The organism is Nocardia pneumoniae NBRC 100136 (assembly GCF_000308755.1).
GTDB classification, from domain to species: domain Bacteria; phylum Actinomycetota; class Actinomycetes; order Mycobacteriales; family Mycobacteriaceae; genus Nocardia; species Nocardia pneumoniae.
Genome location: NZ_BAGF01000145.1, coordinates 14734 through 32627 on the forward strand (window position 1 = coordinate 14734; position 17894 = coordinate 32627).

Annotated in this window: 6 protein-coding genes; all 6 read left to right on the forward strand. The window is 67.7% G+C overall.

Annotated elements, in window-relative coordinates:
• The first annotated feature begins 268 nt into the window (after positions 1–268).
• The 6 genes from ON34_RS33900 to ON34_RS29210 are packed head-to-tail and all read left to right on the forward strand — an operon-like array spanning position 269 to position 17629.
• Positions 269–6847 (forward strand): type I polyketide synthase, encoded by a 6579-nt coding sequence (locus ON34_RS33900; protein WP_051023289.1) that lies wholly within the window; start codon positions 269–271, stop codon positions 6845–6847.
• The gene (locus ON34_RS29190; protein ID WP_040785698.1) at positions 6840–12149 is read left to right on the forward strand and encodes a type I polyketide synthase; all 5310 of its coding nucleotides are present in this window, start codon (positions 6840–6842) and stop codon (positions 12147–12149) included. The genes ON34_RS33900 and ON34_RS29190 overlap by 8 nt, the downstream gene beginning before the upstream one ends.
• On the forward strand, positions 12146–15136 hold the full coding sequence (locus ON34_RS29195; protein WP_051023290.1) for a type I polyketide synthase: 2991 nt from the start codon (positions 12146–12148) through the stop codon (positions 15134–15136). Before ON34_RS29190 ends, ON34_RS29195 begins: the two co-directional genes overlap by 4 nt.
• Positions 15133–15798, forward strand: coding sequence for a glutathione S-transferase family protein (locus ON34_RS29200; RefSeq protein ID WP_218003948.1), 666 nt, complete (start codon positions 15133–15135; stop codon positions 15796–15798). Before ON34_RS29195 ends, ON34_RS29200 begins: the two co-directional genes overlap by 4 nt.
• Complete coding sequence (locus ON34_RS29205) at positions 15795–17003, forward strand: cytochrome P450 family protein (protein WP_040785700.1); 1209 nt, start codon at positions 15795–15797, stop codon at positions 17001–17003. The genes ON34_RS29200 and ON34_RS29205 overlap by 4 nt, the downstream gene beginning before the upstream one ends.
• Positions 17000–17629, forward strand: a complete 630-nt coding sequence (locus ON34_RS29210; RefSeq protein ID WP_040785702.1) for a hypothetical protein — start codon at positions 17000–17002, stop codon at positions 17627–17629. Before ON34_RS29205 ends, ON34_RS29210 begins: the two co-directional genes overlap by 4 nt.
• Positions 17630–17894 lie beyond the last annotated feature (265 nt).

Below are 17894 nucleotides of genomic sequence, written 5' to 3' on the forward strand. Positions count from 1 at the left end.
CTGGCCCCTGCGGCCGTCTGGATCGCCAATGCTCCAGTGCGCGTACGTGATTGCTGGATCTTGACCGGACCGCACCATCCGAGGTCTTCGATGGGCTGGCGCCTATGACGAAAGAGATCGCCTCGGACGCCCGATTTTCCAGACCTTGCGGTCTGTACACGGTGAGTTGGGCGGGATACGATCCGTCTGATTCGAGCGTGCTGGCGGAGGGAGGGCATCGAGACACGCGGCGATGAGGTTGGTTGCGTGTTGGAGGTGTCCCCGGCCCATGCGGTCCCGGTCGATGGAGGAGGTGCGGGACTGGCTCATTGCCAGAACCGCCGCGTTGAGCGGACTCGAGCCCGCCGCGATCGACGGACGCGAGCCGTTCACCCGCTACGGGCTCGATTCACTCACATTGACGACGCTCGCCAGCGAGTTGAGTGAGTTAGGCGGCCAACCGGTGTCGCCGACTCTGCTGTGGGCGTATCCGACACCGGTCGCATTGGCAGCCTGGCTCACCGGGGCCCGGCCGGAGCCGACGGACCACCACGAATCGCCGGAGCAGCAGCCGATCGCGATCGTCGGCCTTGCCTGCCGGTTCCCCGGTGCTCCCGACGCGGCGGCATTCTGGCGATTGCTCAGCACGGGTGCGGACGCGCTCACCGAACCGCCGGACGGCCGCTGGGCCGGAGGCGGTCCGGCGCGCGGCGGATTCCTCGACCGGATCGACGAGTTCGATCCGGAGTTCTTCGGCATCTCTCCCCGCGAGGCTCCGCACGTCGACCCGCAGCAACGGCTGATGCTCGAATTGATGCAGGAAGCTCTCGATGACGCGGGCATTCCGCCCGGCAGTCTCCGCGAAAGCCGAACCGGAGCGTTCGTCGGTGCGATGTGGAGTGAGTACGGGGCGGGAATTCGCGCCGACCCGGACCTGGTCACCGAGCACACGTTGGCCGGAGGCGATCCGAGCATTATTCCCGCCCGGTTGTCCTACACGCTCGGTGCCCGCGGGCCCAGCCTACTGGTGAACACCGCTTGCTCGTCGTCACTGGTCGCCGTGCATCTTGCGGCGCAGAGCCTGCGGGCGGGTGAGTGTGATATCGCGCTCGCGGGTGGCGTGAGCCTGATGCTGGCGCACGACACGGTGCACGCGTTGTCGCGACTCGGCGCACTGGCACCGGACGGGCGGTCCAAGGCGTTCGACGCGCGCGCCGATGGATACGGCCGCGGGGAGGGTGCCGGGATGATCGTGCTGAAGCCGCTCGACCGGGCACTCATCGATGGTGATCCGATTCATGGCGTGCTCGTAGGCAGCGCGGTGAACCACGACGGGTTCACCAACGGCCTGACCGCGCCGAGCTTGCTGGCCCAGGAATCGTTGCTGCGCAGTGCTTATCGCCGAGCTGGGGTCGCGCCCGCCGATGTCGGGTACGTCGAGGCCCACGGGACCGGAACGGCGCTCGGCGACCCGATCGAGGCGAGTGCTCTCGGCACGGTGCTCGGCGCGGGCCGCTCGTCCGACCGGCTGCTGCCGATCGGTTCGGTCAAGAGCGCGATCGGGCACCTCGAACCGGCGGCCGGGATCGCCGGGCTCATCAAAGTGCTGCTGGCGATGCGGCATCGCACCCTGCCGCCGTGCGGCCAGTTCGAGCAAGCCAACCCGCTTATCCCCTTCGCGGAATGGGGTTTGCGGGTGCCTGCACGGCCGGAGCAGTGGCGAAGTGATGCGGGAGGCCGCCTCGTCGCCGGCGTGAGTGCGTTCGGTTTCGGCGGCACGAACTGCCATGTGGTCCTCGAGAGCGGCGGCGGCGCCCGGGTTCATCTGCTGCCGCTTGCCGCGGCCAGCGAAGAGGGCCTTCGGGCGGCGGCGCGGGAACTGGTGAGCACCGGGGACCGGTCGTCGATCGCTCGGTTGTGTGCCTCGGCCGCTGCGAAGGCAGACGGCCCGTACCGGCTCGCACTGTCCGTTCGCACCTACGACGATGTCGTGTCGGGAGTGGCGAAATTCCTCGGCGGCTACGCCGGAACCGGGGCCAGCACCGGGAAAGTGGAAGGCGACCGGCCGACGATCACGTTTCTGTTCGGCGGGCAGGGCTCGCAATGGCCTCGGATGGGTGCGTGGTTGCTGCGGGAGCCGGCGTTCCGATCGGCGATCATCCGGTGCGAGACCGCGCTGCACGGGCACGGCGTCGACTGGTCTCTGACCAGACTGCTGACCTCGGCCGACGAGAGCTGGATCGAACGCACCGAGCTGGCCCAGCCAGCGATTTTCGCGATGCAGGTGGCACTGGCCGAGCTGTGGCGGTCATGGGGAGTCGAGCCGGACGCCGTCGCCGGAATGAGCATGGGTGAGGTCGCCGCGGCACACGTCGCCGGTGCGATCGGCCTCGACGACGCCGCGCTGATCATCTGTCGGCGCAGCGCGTTGACGGCAACGCTGTCCGGCCGCGGCGGCATGGCCGTGCTCGACCTGTCCGCCGACGACACAAACGAGCTGCTGTCTCGGCACGGTGCTGAGGTATGGGTCGCGGGCAGCGCCAGCCCGGGACGCACGGTGATCTCCGGTGACCGAGCGCAAATCGAGGCGATTCGGGGCGAACTCGCCGCGCGAGCGGTCGCAACGGCATCTATCAGGGTCGACTATGCCTCACACAGTCCCTATGTGGACCCGGTGCTGTCCGATCTGCGGGCCGCGCTCTCCGATCTGCGGCCCGGCGAGACACGAATACCGTTCTATTCCTCGGTCACCGGGGAACGGATGGACGGCACCCGGCTCGATGCCGAGCACTGGGTGCGCACCGAGCGCGAACCGTGGCGATTCGACAGCACGATGGAGTGCCTGCTCGCCGCCGGATCCCGCATTTTCATCGATGTCGACCCGCATCCGATCCTCACGTCGGTAGTGGAGCAGCACGGCGGCGCGGCGTTGCCGACACTGCGCCGGGGTGATCGCGACTGCTCGACGTTGGTTGATTCGTTGGGTGCGCTGTACACGCGGGGTGCCGCCCGGCCGACGACGCCGGATCACGGGCGTACGGAGTTGCTGGTGCTCTCCGCCCGGTCTCGCCACTCCCTACTGGAGTCGGCGACCGCGATGGCACGGGTACTCGACAGCGACGACGTCGCCCTGAGCGACCTGTGTTACACCGCCGCCGTGCGGCGCGATCATCACGAACACCGGCTCGCGGTAACCGGTTCCTCGTCGAGGGAACTGGCCGATTCGCTGCGTGCCACGGCCGAAGGCGGCATGCCCGGCAACGCATGGATGGGCAGCGTCGAGTATGGCGAGCGGCCTCGGATCGTGTTCGTATGCTCGGGCCAGGGTTCGCAGTGGGCCGGGATGGGCCGCGATCTGCTGCGCACCGAACCGGTGTTCCGTGCCGCAATCGAGGAATGCGAGAAGCGGTTACAGCCGCTGACCCGATGGTCGCTGACCGCCGAGCTGACCGCGCCGGCGGCACGCAGTCGCCTCGATGAGACCGCGGTCGCGCAACCGGCACTGTTCGCGATCCAAGTAGGCCTCGCACGGCTGTGGCAGTCATGGGGAATCGAACCGGACGCAGTGATCGGCCACAGCGTCGGCGAAGTCACCGCGGCGTATCTGGCGGGGGCACTGTCCCTCGCCGAATCGGTCGAGGTGGTGTATCACCGGAGCCGGTTGATGCAGGCGGCAGCGGCGACCGGAGCGGGCGGGATGGCTTCGGTGGAACTGCCTGCCGAACGGTTGCGCCACATGCTGAGCGAGTACCAGGGAGACCTGGCGATAGCAGCGATCAACGATCCGTATTCGACCGTCGTCTCCGGCGGCGTCTCCGCACTGGCGGACTTGCTCGGACGGCTGCGCCGCAACCGGGTCGCTTGTCGTGAACTCCGGGTCGGTTACGCGTTTCATAGCGTGGGGATGGATTCGGCCGGGCAGCAATTGTCCCAAGTGCTCGGCACGCTTGTTCCGGAGTCGAGCCGGTTGCCCTGCTACAGCACAGTTTCCGGCGAACTCGTCGGCGATCGGCGATTCGATTCGGACTACTGGGGCCGAAACGTCCGACAGACCGTGCGGTTCGCGGACGCGATGCACGCCGCGATCTCCGACGGCCACCGGGTTTTCCTGGAGATCGGGCCGCATCCGGTGCTGCTGGAGAACATCCAGCGATGTCTCGCGGCCCGCCGGGTCGATGGTCACGCCATCGGTTCGCTGCGGCGGGGCGAGGACGAGCGGTCCGCGCTGCGCCGCGCGGCGGGCGCACTGTACGCCGGCGGGTGCGAGCTGGACTTCGATCGTTTTCTCGATACCGGCCGGGTTGTTGCGCTGCCCGCGTACCCATGGCAGCGAAAGCGGTACTGGCTCGCGGCCGACCGGACCAGCGTGCTCTCCCGGACCGCCGAGGGCCATCCGCTGCTCGGCCCCGGTCTGGTCTCGGCTGTCGAGCACGGGACCCGGTACTGGCAACGCGCGTTGGACCCGGCGCGGCTGCCGTATCTCACCGACCTCACCGTGCGGGGGAATGTCGTGTTCTCGGCCGCCACGTTCGCCGAGATGGCATTGGCTTCGGCCGCCGAAGCGTACGGCACCACGGACATTGCCGTCACTCGCCTGGTGTTCGAGCGAATGCTGGAAGTGACCGAGGCAGCGGTGCCCGAGACGCAGGCGGTGATCAACACTCGGGATGAGCTCTTCCAGGTGTTCAGCCATCGTGGCTCGGACTGGGTACGCCACGTGCTGGCCACTGTTGGTCCGGATACCGGTCAGCCGGAAGTGCGCGAGAAACCGGCCGCGATCCCGAAGCGCTGCACCACGCACTGGGACGGGACAGACCATTATGGTGCGCTGGCCAGGGCGGGACTGGATATCGGAGAGCGCCTTCGGGGGGTCTCGGAGCTGTGGCTGGGGCAGGACGAAGTGCTGGCCAAGCTCGTGCCGCAGGATCCCGACCACTGGCAGGGCGCCGATTACCGCCTCCATCCCGCGGTGCTCGACAGCGCTCTGCAGACGCTGATCGCGTTGTGCAACGGGCCGACCGGCAGCTACGTCGTGACCGGGATCGGTCGGTTGCGGGTGTATCGGACAGTGACGGGGCCGGTATGGGTGCACGGCCGATCAGCGGGCCCGGGCGGCGACCTCTACCTGCTCGACGACGACGGCCGGGTACTGGTGGAAGCCGAGAGCGTGCGCCTTCGGTCGCTGCCGCCCACCGACGCCGATCCGGATGCGGATTGCCTGTACACCGTGGAATGGCGCGAACGCGCAGACCCAGCACCGCTGCGCGAACGAGTGGGGTCGTGGGTCGTGATCGCGGGCCAGGACCGCGTCGGCGCAGAGCTCGCCGACGAGCTACGGGCTCGAGACGTTCACTGCGAGCTGGTGACTGCGCGAATAGCGGACTTGACCGCAAATGGTTCCCTGCGGGCACTTCTGGCTGGACCGGCGCCTGCCGGGGTCGTGCATATCGGAAGTCTCGACAGCGCGACCGCGCGGGAACTGGTCGAGGCGCTGGCCGGTATGGGATGGCGCGATCAGCCACGGCTGTGGCTGGTTACCCGTGGCGCACAGGCAGTCGGTGAGGACAATGCGCAGATCAGCGTCGACCAAGCGCCCGTGTGGGGACTCGGCAGGACGCTCGGGCTCGACCATCCGGCGCTGTCCGTCACGCGGGTGGACCTCGCCGCACGGCCCGGCCCCGAGGAAGCGGCCACGCTCGTGTCGGAATTGCTCAGCGATGGTCGCGAGACCGACATCGCCCTGCGTCCCGGCAGACGACTCGTCGCCAGGCTGGTCCGCGTGCCGGACAATGGTGAGCGAGTCGTGGCGTTGCATGCGGAGGGGGCGTATCTGATCGTTTGCGAGGACGCCGAGATCGCGGCCTCGTTCGCCGGGTGGTTGGCCGACCGCGGCGCCCGGAACGTCGTGATCGCGGGCGGGACCGGCGCCGCCGGGGCGATCAGCCTTCCGGGGGTGAAGGTGCTGACCATCGATCCGTGCGCTGGCGACGATCACGAGTTGACGAGACTGACTGCCGAGATCGAGGCCGCCGCGGGCCCATTGCGCGGGCTCATCCACGCCGGACACGGCGACAGCGCATGGCGGTGGCATCAGCACACACTCGACCGCGGGCTCGACCTCTTCGTACTCTGCTCATCGGTCGCCTCGGTGTTCGGTCGTCCAGGTGACGCGCTGGACAGCGCGCGGCTGGATGCGATTGCCCAGCACCGCCGTACCCTCGGCCTGCAGGCACTGAGCCTGCACCTCGCGCGCGCCGACACAGCGGCACTCGGCATCACCGATGCGTCCTCTGCCGGGCTGGCCAGGGCATTGGACCGCGGCGTATGCCAGGGCCCCGGGCGGCTCGTAGTCACGAGGCTGAACCTTCGGCACTGGTTCGAGTTGTTTCCCAGTGCGGCGGGAACGCCCCTGTTCGATGAGATCGAATCCGGTGCGCCGAATATCCCGACAGCGTTCGCCGCCAGGCTAGCCATGAGCACCGGACCAGAACGAACCGCGCTGATCGAAGAACACCTCACGGAACAGCTTTCCCTGACGCTGCAACGCGACCCAGCAAACCTGCATCGGAAGTCGACATTCCAAAGCATGGGGATGGGATCGATCATGGCCGTGGAGCTGCGTAACCGGCTGGAATCCACGCTGGGCATCCGGTTGTCCGTCGCGCTGCTGTTCACCTACTCCACCATCGCCGCGCTGGCCGAGTTCATCGCGGACGAACTCGCGTCCGCCGAAACTCCGGATCGGCAACCGGACCCGGACGAAGTGCCGTCCGTGGCAGCGGACATCGATTCGCTCTCCGACGCGGAGGCCGAGGCCATGCTCCTGGACAGCATCGAACTCGTCGAAGGGGAATGGTGCGATGACTGAGCAGACGTTGTCGGTGAAGCGCGCTCTGACGGCTATCCGGACCCTGCAGGCACGGTTGGACCGGGAACTGCTGGCAAAGACCGAGCCGATCGCCATCATCGGCATGGGGTGCCGGGTGCCCGGCGGCGGCATCGGCCCCGATGAGTTCTGGCGGCTGCTCGACGACGGCGTAGACGCGATCAGCGAGGTGCCCCCGGACCGGTGGGCAGGCGTGGACGGTGGCACCGCAGCCCGGTGGGGCGGCTTTCTGTCCGACGTGGACCAATTCGACCCGGCCTTCTTCGGCATATCGCCTCGCGAGGCCGCGGCGATGGACCCCCAGCAGCGCCTCCTGCTGGAAGTGTCCTGGGAGGCGCTGGAACGGGCCGGGCACGCTCTACCCGACCGGCTCGCCGGTTCCAGGACAGGTGTGTTCGCCGGTGTCGTGGTCACCGACTACGACCGGCTCAGCGTCGCACATCGCGACATCTACACCGTCACCGGCAACGGTCACTCGTTCCCCGCTGGACGGCTGTCCTACGTGCTGGGGCTGCAGGGCCCGAGCATGGTGGTGGATACGGCGTGCTCGTCGTCGCTGGTCGCCGTGCATCTAGCGGTTCAGAGCCTGCGATCGGGCGAGAGCACGATGGCGCTCGCCGGCGGGGTCAACCTGATGCTGGCCAGCGACATGACCGACATGCTGGCCAGTTCCCGCGCATTGTCCGAGGACGGGCGATGCAAGACTTTCGACGCGTTGGCCAACGGCTACGTCCGGGGCGAGGGGTGCGGGGTGCTGGTCCTCAGACGGCTTTCCGACGCGGTGGCAGACGGTGATCCGGTGCTCGCCGTGATCCGTGGTTCCGCGGTGAACTCCGACGGGCGCTCGGCCGGGCTGACCGCGCCGAACGTGTCCGCGCAGAAGGAATTGCTCCGGCAGGCGTTGCGCAGCGCGCGCGCCGACGCGGCCGAGATCGGTTACGTCGAGACCCACGGCACCGGAACGCCGCTCGGCGATCCGATCGAGGTGGACGCGCTCATCGACGTGTACGGCAGGCCGCGGGACGACGGTTCGCGCTGCGTTCTCGGTGCGGTGAAGACCAACATCGGTCACCTCGAGGCAGCCGCCGGGGTGATCGGACTCATCAAGGCAGTGCTCGCGCTGCGATGGGAGCGAATTCCGCGGAACCTGCACCTGCGTACCGTCAACCCGAGGATCGACCTCACCGGGACCGCGCTGGTACTGCCGAAAGGCCCGGTCGCCTGGCCGAAACGGGAGGGGGCGACGCGAATGGCCGGCGTCAGCGCGTTCGGTATCAGCGGTACCAACGCGCACGTCATCGTCGCCGAACCACCGGAGCGCACCGAGCTTCCCGCCGCCACGCTCGAAGCAGGACCGGCGCTGGTGCCGATCTCCGCGCGCGATGCAGGCGCGCTGACCGATCTGGTCGCCGCGTTCCGCACCATGGTGACCGAGCGGCAGGCCGAGGTCGCCGATATCGCCTACACCGCGGCGGTCCGTAGACACCATCACGAGCACCGCGCCGCACTGGTGGTTCCGGGGGACGGTCGGCCGCGGCTGGTGTCGGGCACCGCGCCGGACCAACGGCCACGGGTGGTGTTCGTTTTTCCCGGACAGGGCTCGCAGTGGCTCGGCATGGGACGCGGGCTGTTCGCCGGTGAGCCGGCATTCCGCGCGGCCGTCGAGGCGTGCGACGAGGCGATCCGAAATGAGGCCGAATGGTCTGTGATCGCCGAGCTGACCGCCGACCCGTCCAGGTCTCGGTTGAACCGGATCGACATCGTGCAGCCGGTGCTGTTCGCGATGGAGGTCGCCTTGGCGGCACTGTGGCGGTCGAAGGGCATCGAGCCCGACGAGGTCATCGGGCACAGCATGGGCGAGGTGGCCGCCGCCCATGTGGCCGGCGCACTGACGCTGGCCGACGCGGCGCGGATCATCTGTCGCCGCAGCCGGTTGCTCCGCACACTGGCCGGGCGCGGTGCGATGGCGCTGGTCGAGCTGCCGCTAGGGCAGGCGCGCGCGGTGTTGTCCGGATTCGCCGATCGGGTCTCGATCGGGGCGAGCAACAGTGCACGCTCGACCGTGCTCTCCGGTGAGCCGGACGCGGTGGACGAAGTCGTGACCCAGCTGACCGGTGCGGGCGTGTTCTGCCGCCGGGTCGAGGTGGAGGTTGCCGCGCACAGCCCGCAAGTCGACGCCATCAGCGATGAGCTGAGACAGCGGCTCGGTGCGCTGACACCGGCGGCCACCACCGTGCCGATGCGGTCCACCGTGCTCGGGAAGGTCTGCGACGGGACGGAGCTGGATGCCGACTACTGGGTACGCAACCTTCGTGAACCCGTGCTGTTCTCGGACGCGGTTCGTGACTGCTTGGCGTCGGGGCCCACGGTATTCGTCGAGCTGAGTCCGCACCCGATCCTGCTGCCCTCGATAGAGGAGGACGGAGGCACGGTTGTGCCGTCCGGGCGGCGCGACCACGATGAGCGCGCGGTATTCTCGGAATCGCTTGCGGCGCTGTATGTCCGGGGCTGCGACGTGGACTGGCCCACGCTGCACCCGAGCGGCGGGCGCTGCGTGCAGCTGCCTGCTTACCCGTGGCGGCGCCAGCGGTACTGGGTGGACAGAGCTTCCGCCCGGCGCGCGCAGGACGGGCATCCGTTGCTCGGTGCACCGGTCAGCCCGGCGAACTCGCCGGGTAGTCGAATCTGGGAACGCGAGCTGGATCTGCCGTATCTGGCCGACCATACCGTGGCGGGTGCGGTCGTGTTTCCGGCGTCGGGCTATGTGGAGATGGCGCTCGGTGCCTGCGGACGATCATCGGTGCTGGAGGGCCTCGTATTCGACCGGATGGCGATCCTCGGGGAGGATGGTTCCGGCCAGGTCCAATTCATCGAGAACTCCGACGGTTTCCAGGTATACGCCCGGGCGACAACGGCCGAACCGTGGGCGCTGTGCGCGCACGGGACGATCGGTCACGGCGACGGCGGGCCACCCATGGCGGAGCCACCTTTGTCGGTGCGGGACCGGTGCCGCACCGAGATCACCACGGCCGAGCACTACGAACGGTATGCCAGGCGAGCGGTCGGCTACGGCCCGGCTTTTCGCGGTGTCCATCGGATCTGGATCGGTGACGGCGAGGGTGTCGCCTTGGTCGAGCTGCCAGGGCCCTCATCGGGCTATGTCTGTCACCCGGCGCTGCTGGACGCCTGCTTTCAAGTGCTCGGCGGCGTGCTGCTCGATCAGGTGCCGACCGGCGGCGTCATTCCGGTGCGGATCGAGCGGTTTCGAGCGCATCGGCCACTCGGCGGACGCGTCTGGGTACACGCGCGCGCACGGTCCAGCGCGGACTGCGGAGATCTGCTGGTACTCGACGAAGACGGCGCCGTGCTGATCGAGGTCGAGGGGCTGATGGTGGCCAGAGCTGCCGAACCGGACCCGTACCGGGACTGGCTGTATCGGGTGGCTTGGCGAGCTGGGGAACGGCTCACGGTACCGGAGCCGAGTGCGGGAATTGCCGGAACCTGGCTGGTACTGACCGATTCCACCGGTGTCGGCAAGGCGCTGGCCACCATGCTCGAAGAGCGCGGACAGACGTGCGTTGTGGTCGGCAAGGACGACATCGACGTCACCGACGACGACGCATGGAGCACGCTGCTCGCCGACGTCACCCAGGGCGAAGCGGGCCGCGTCGGGGTGGTGCACCTGTGGAGCCTGGACACCACCGGTACCGAACACGCCACCGCCGACACACTGACCGCCGATCTGCGCACCACCGGTCTATCCACCGTGCGGCTGGTCCGCGCGCTCGCCCGTCTCCGCCTGCGGGACCATCCCCGGCTCTGGCTGATCACCAAGGGGGCGCAGCAAGTAGGCCGCGAACCGGTCGCGGTGTCCCAGGCACCACTGTGGGGATTGGCGCGGACATTGAGTGTCGAGCATCCCGAACTGGAGTGCACCCGGGTCGACCTCGATTCCGGTTGGGCGCCACCTCGTTGCGCGAGAGAACTCCTCCCTGAACTGGTCGGAGCAGATGGCGAAGACGAGGTCGCGTTACGCGAGGACGGGCGGAGCATGGCGAGGCTGGTCCGGACCCGCCTCGATGCCGGAGACGACGTGCCAGCCCTGACCGGGGGCACCTACCTGATCAGCGGTGGGCTGGGTGGGCTCGGTCTCCGCTTGGCACGCTGGCTGGTAGCGCGTGGGGCCCGGCACCTGGTGCTGGCCGGACGGCACGATCCGGGCCCGGATGCGGAGGACCGGATCACCGAGCTCAGAAATGATGGCGTCGAGGTCATGGTCGTGCGTGCGGATGTCGCACGGCGTCCGGATGTCGCCAGGATGCTCGCCGACATCGACGACCGGATGCCGCCGCTGCGCGGAGTGGTGCACGCCGCCATGGTTTTGGACGATCGAACCATTCTGGAACTGGATGCCGAGCGGTACGACCGGGTCCTGGCACCCAAGGTGCTCGGCGCGTGGCACCTGCATGAACTGACCGGCGACCGGGAGTTGGACTTCTTCGTCATGTACTCCTCGGCCGCCGCCCTCCTCGGCTCACCGGGACAGGCCGCCTACGCGGCCGCGAACGCATTTCTCGGCGCGCTCGCGCGGCATCGGGAATGCCGTGGCCGAACGGCATTGTGCGTGGATTGGGGGCTGTACTCGCAGGACGGCATCATGGCAGGCCGAGGGGCGGAAGGGCAGCGACTCGCGCATCGGGGGGTCGGCACCATCACCCCCGAACAAGGTATGGACATCCTCGGTCGGCTGCTGGGCGGCCGCACCAGCCAGGTCGCGGCGGCGAATCTCGATCTGCGACAGTGGCTGTCGTTCTACCCGTCGTTGGCCAGTGCGTCGCTGTTCGCCGAACTGGGTGACGACCGGGGGAGTGGGGGAGGACGATCTGCTCCGTGGTTCGCGGACCGGCTGCGTGCGGCGACCCCTGCCGAGCGCCCGAGCTTGATCGACGCCGTCGTGACCGAGCAGCTCGGCCAGATCCTGCATCTCGACGCCGGGCTCATCAACCGGAAGGCGCCGCTGACCACCATGGGGGTCGACTCCCTGATGGCGCTCGAACTGCGGAACCGGCTGGAGGCGGCGCTGGGCGTGCGGCTGTCCGCGACGCTGCTGTACGGCGCACCGACGGTGCTCGCGCTGACCGAACAGTTGCTCGGCGCCCTCGGCATTGCCGAGCCGCGGGCGGCCACCGAGGAACTCGATGATCTCGGCGATCTGGACATGGACGACCTGCTGACGCAGATCGACGATTCCTTCGACCGGCTCGACCGCGGGGAGCTGACGTGAACGACGCCGACGAGGAACGCTACCGCGCGCGCTTGGTCAAAGCCGCTGCCGCGCTGCGCAAGCTGGAGGCGGAGGTCGCGCGACTGACGCGGCAGCAAACCGAACCTGTCGCGGTGATCGGCATGGGCTGCCGATTCCCGGGCGGCGCCGACGACCCGGAATCGTTCTGGAGACTGCTCTGCGACGGTGTCGACGCGTTGACCGAGCGACCCGCCCGTATCACCCGGGATGCCGCGAGAACAGCTGCGTTCCTGTCCGAAGTGGACGGTTTCGACGCCGCGTTCTTCGGGATCTCGCCCGGCGAGGCCGCCGCGCTGGATCCGCAGCACCGGCTACTGCTCGAGGTCGCATGGGAGGCGCTGGAAGACGCAGGAGTGGTGACCGAGCGGCTGGTCGGCAGCCGAACCGGCGTGTTCTTCGGAATGAGCAGCAATGACTACCTGCTACTCAGTGCCCGATCCGGCGCCATGCGCGGGTACACGGGTACCGGAACGGCCCACTGTTTCGGCGCGGGCCGGTTGTCGTACCTGCTCGGTCTGCGCGGGCCGAGTCTCGTGGTGGACACCGCGTGCTCCTCGTCGCTGGTCGCGGTGCACCTTGCGATGCAGAGTTTGCGGCGAGGGGAGAGCTCGCTAGCGCTGGCAGGCGGGGTGAACCTGGTTCTCGACGAGTCCTCGACCGACATGATCGCCGATCTGCAAGCGCTGTCCCCCGATGGCCGGTGCCGCACATTCGACGCGCGTGCCAACGGGTTCGTCCGGGGCGAGGGCTGCGGGATCGTAGTGTTGAAGAAGCTCTCCGACGCGCTGGCCGACGGTGACCGGGTATTGGCCGTACTGCGCGGTTCGGCGGTGAACTCCGACGGTCGCTCAGCCGGGTTGACCGCGCCGAATCCTCTGGCGCAGCGGGACATGCTGCGTCAGGCGTTCGCCGATGCACGGGTAAACCCCGGTGAGATCGGATACGTGGAGACCCACGGCACCGGCACGGCTCTCGGGGATCCCGTCGAGATCGAGGCTCTGACAGAGGTTTTCGGTGAGGTGGACCCGGGCAGCGGGGATTGTGTGCTCGGCGCGGTCAAGACCAACCTCGGGCATCTCGAGGCCGCCGCCGGCATCGCGGGACTGATCAAGACGGTGCTGGTTGTGCAGAACGCGGAAATTCCCCGCAACCTTCACTTCAGCACCCTGAATCCGCGGATCTCCCTGACCGGAACACCATTCGTGATCCCGAAGACGACGCTGGCCTGGCCCGGCGGCAAGCAGCCGCGGGTCGCTGGCGTCAGCTCGTTCGGCATGAGCGGTACCAACGCTCATGTCGTGGTTGCCGAAGCACCCGCGGTCGAGCAGGTGCCGCCGCGCGCCGGACCGGTGCTGCTCCCGCTGTCGGCGCGAAGTCCGGCGGCACTGACCGAGCTGGCCACGGCGTACGCGGCAATCCTGGAGCAGGAGGATGATCCGCACGACATCGCCTACACCGCAGGGGCCCGGCGCGACCATCATGATTGGCGGACCGCGGTGGTCGGTGCGTCCGGTACCGAACTGGCCGAGAAGCTACGCATTTTCGCACGGCACGGTGCCGCCGCGGCGGTAGCCGCGGCACCGCCCACGCTGACCTATGTCTTCTCCGGGCAGGGTGCTCAGTGGATCGGTATGGGACGACAGCTACAGGCCAGTGAGCCTGTCTTCCGCGCCGCGCTCACCGAATGCGATGAGCTGATCGCACGGCACGCATCGTTCTCACTGCTCGCCGAACTCGCGGCGCCACACGCTCGGTCGAGGTTGCACCACACGGAGATCGCTCAGCCCGCGCTGTTCGCCTGTCAGATCGCGCTCTCGGCACTGCTCTCGTCATGGGGCATCAGACCGGACGCAGTCATCGGGCACAGTGTCGGCGAGATCGCCGCCGCGCACGTCGCGGGTGCGCTGAGCCTGGCGGAAGCCATCAGGATCGTCGTGGCCAGGGGCCGCATCATGGCGCGGGCAGACGACTCGGGAGCGATGGTCGCGGTTGCGCTCAGCCAGGATGAGATGGCGAGCATACTGGCCACACCGGATACGTCGGTCGTGGTGGCGGCGATCAACGACGGCGGCTCCGTCGTGCTGTCCGGCCCGGTGGACGAGCTGGACACCGTGCTCGACCCGATCCAGCGCAGAGGCGTTCGCTGCCGTTGGTTACCAGTCGGTTACGCGTTCCACTCGCCATCCATGGCGCCGCTGGCCGCCGAGCTCGCGAAAGAACTCGGCATGGTCGAGGCCGGACGGACCACATGCCCCCTGTACAGCACGGTGCGCGGCGACCGGATCACCGGAGATGAATTGAACGGCGGCTACTGGGCAGACAACGTGCGGCATCCGGTCCGGTTCGCCGAAGCCGTGCACGCGGCGGCCAGAGACGGGCAGCAGGTGTTCCTGGAGATAGCACCGCACCCCGTGCTGAGCGGCCATGTCGCGAACTGCCTCGACAGCACAGCGGCGGTACCGACGCTGCGCCGGGACCGCCCGGAAATGCGCAGCCTGCTCGACGCGGTCGCCCACCTCTATACCGCGGGGTATCCGGTCGACTTCGCCGGCCTGTATCCGGATCGTCGCCGGATAGTAGCGCTGCCGCACTATCCCTGGCAGCGCAGGCGCTACTGGCTCGAAACGCCGGAACCACCGACGGAACAGGCTGTCGTCGAGCCGGTCCACTGGGTCGATGAACTGATCGGGCTGCCCGACGACGAGCAGGAGGCCGCGATCGAGTGGGCCGTACGCACGGACACAGCCGCCGTACTCCAGTTGTCTTCGCCTACAGAGGTCCCGGTCGACGGCAGGTTCATGGAACTGGGGATGGATTCGCTGATGACCGTGCAACTGCGGCATGAACTGGCCGCGCGAACGGGTCTCCCGCTGCCGGCGAACCTAGCCTTCGAGCATCCGACCCCTAGGGCGATCACCGCGTATCTGCTGAAGGTGCTCGCCGAATACACCGAGGACCCCTCATGATGAAGGTATACGGGACAGCCACCAGCGCCTGCACGCACAAGGTACTGATGGTGCTGGCGGAGAAGGATCACTCGGCGGAACTGGTCGAGGTGAGTGTCCTCAAAGGACATGACAAGTCGCCGGAACACCGGAAACGCCAGCCTTTCGGCGAGATACCGGTACTCGAAGACGATGGGTTCCTGCTGTACGAATCGCGGGCGATCATTCGCTATCTCGATCAGCGGCTGCCGGGCCCCGTGTTGACGCCTGCCGACCTCCGGCTCCGCGGGCTGATGGAGCAGTGGATCAGCATCGAGCAGAGCTATGTCAGCGGACCGGTGTGGGAGCTTGTCCGCGGCGGCCCGGTATACGAGATCATCCGCCGAAGCCCGGCCGCGCCGCTCCTGCCGCCGCCACCGGACCAGGACGCTATTGCCGCCGCGCGTGCTGAACTCGCCACAGCGTTCGATGTCGCGGATGCCGCCCTGGCTGGGCAGGAATTCCTCGCAGGTCCGGAGTTCTCCCTCGCCGAGGTGACCTGGCTGCCCTATCTGCAGTATCTGGTCGCCTCCAACGGCGCGGACCTGATCGACGCGCGGCCGAACCTGGCCAGGTGGTGGCGGCAGATCAGCGCAAGGCCGACCTGGCTCCGGGTCGGGAAGGTGCTGGAGCGGCCCGAGTGAACCGGTTCGATCTGTGGAGCGAACAGATGCGCGTCGATCCGCTGCCGACGCTGGCGCTGATGCGCGCCGAGGCACCGATCGTCCGCCTGTTCAATCCCCACCAGGGTGCCCCCGAGTGGCACGTAACCCGCTATGCCGACGTGGTCGAATTACTCCGCGACAACCGTTTCAGCAAAGACAAACGGAAACTGTCCGATCAGGCCCGTTCCCAGTACTTCCGGGTGACCGAATTCGACCGGCTGGACAAGCACATGCTCTACGCCGACCCGCCAGAACACACCAGGTTGCGCGGGCTGGTGAGCAAGGCGTTCACTCCGCGCCGCATCCGGGAACTGCGCCCGTGCGTCATCGAGGCGACCGCACGACTATTGGATCTGGCCGAGCAGCAGGACTCGGTGGATCTGCTCGACGCATTGGCGTTCCGATTGCCGATCACCGTGCTGGCCGAGCTGATCGGGGTTCCGGTCGAAGACCAGGAACGCTTCCGGGAGTGGACCAGCATTCTGATCGCTCCGCCGTCGGGAGGAGACTTCGACGCTCTGCGCCGGATGGCGACCGAGTTTCACGCGTACCTCGAGGAATTTCTCGCGCTGCGCCGCCGTCAGCCCCGCGACGACCTCACCAGTGCGATGATCGACGCGGAGACGCACGGCGACCGGCTGTCGTCGGTGGAGCTGATGAGCATGGTATTCCTGCTCGTCGCAGCTGGTTTCGAAACGACGGGGAACCTCATCGGCAATGGGGTGTGGGCGCTGCTGCGGCATCCAGCGCAACTGCGTCGGCTTCGCGCGACGCCAGCGCTCATCGAACCGGCTGTCGAGGAGGTGCTGCGATATTGTCCGCCGGTCAAGAACAGCACCGGAGCCTTTGCGCTCACCGAGGTCGAGTTCCGGGGCACGGTCATTCCGGCCGAGGAATTGGTCGTCGCTTCACTGCTGTCCGCACATCATGATGAAGCGCAGTTTTCCGAGCCGGACCGATTCGACATCACCAGGACGCCCAACCGGCACTTGGGGTTCGGCCTCGGCCTGCACTTCTGCCTCGGGGCGTCGCTGGCAAGACTCGAGGCGACGGTGGCTATCGGAACCGTGATGCAGCGCTTTCCCGGACTGCGGTTCGCGGTCGATCCGAGCACTTTACGGTGGAAGGACGGGGTTTTCGTGCACGGCCTGGAAAGGCTACCCGTGACCTGGGAGGAACGATGACGATCCTGGTACGGCAGGCGACGATCGACGACCTGGACGAGATCATGGTCGTCGAGGAGGACTGGGACGAATCCCAGCGGGCAAGCCGAGACCAGATGACGGCTCGCCTTCGCGCGTTTCCTGAAGGGTTCTGGATTTTCGAGCAGAACGACGAAGTCGTCGGCACCTTGATGGGCTTCCCCATGCGGTACGACACCGACAGGATTTCCGAGCTGAGCGATTGGGACACCGTGACGGGGCACGGCTACTATCCAGAGATCGATCTGGACACCGCGAACGCCATATATCTGGCTTCCGGCTCACTGAAACGCACCGCACGCGGTGGCACCGCGTATGCGGTGATGATGGAGACCCCGGTCGAGCTGGCCAAGCGCTACTCGCTGGACTTTGTCCTCACCGGAGCAAAGATCCCCGGCTACGACGCCTACTGCCGCCGATTCGGCGAAATCGACGCCCGCGACTACGCGTTTCGCAGACTCGGTGGCTGCCTGGTCGATCCGTTCTTGGAGTTGTACCGGGGCCACGACTATCTGGTGCCCGACCGGAGGCACATCGTCCCCAACTACTATCCGGATCCGCCCAGCAGGGATTACGGTGCCATCGTGGTCCGAGATGTGCGCATGTAGCGCGATGATTTGCACGCAGCGATACCCGTTCATCGAACCACCCCTGTACTTCCTCGCTCCTGAGGATCCTGAAGTGGCTCGGCTGGGACGCTCGACCACCGGGGCAAGCACGACCGAACTTGACCGTCTTGCGGGCGGCCGGAATACCCGCGCTGGTCGCATCGGGGGACACTCTCCCAGGCTGGAGCGGATCTGCGACCGGCTCGCCGACGCGCTCGGAGCACAACGGCTGGTAGCACCGGGTGCGGACCATTTAGCCCCGGCG

What these genes read in the sequence shown, in the direction of transcription:
- ON34_RS33900 (WP_051023289.1), top strand. Translation starts at nt 269, where the DNA reads ATGCGGTCCCGGTCGATGGAGGAGGTGCGGGACTGGCTCATTGCCAGA.
- ON34_RS29190 (WP_040785698.1), top strand. Translation starts at nt 6,840, where the DNA reads ATGACTGAGCAGACGTTGTCGGTGAAGCGCGCTCTGACGGCTATCCGG.
- ON34_RS29200 (WP_218003948.1), top strand. Translation starts at nt 15,133, where the DNA reads ATGATGAAGGTATACGGGACAGCCACCAGCGCCTGCACGCACAAGGTA.
- ON34_RS29210 (WP_040785702.1), top strand. Translation starts at nt 17,000, where the DNA reads ATGACGATCCTGGTACGGCAGGCGACGATCGACGACCTGGACGAGATC.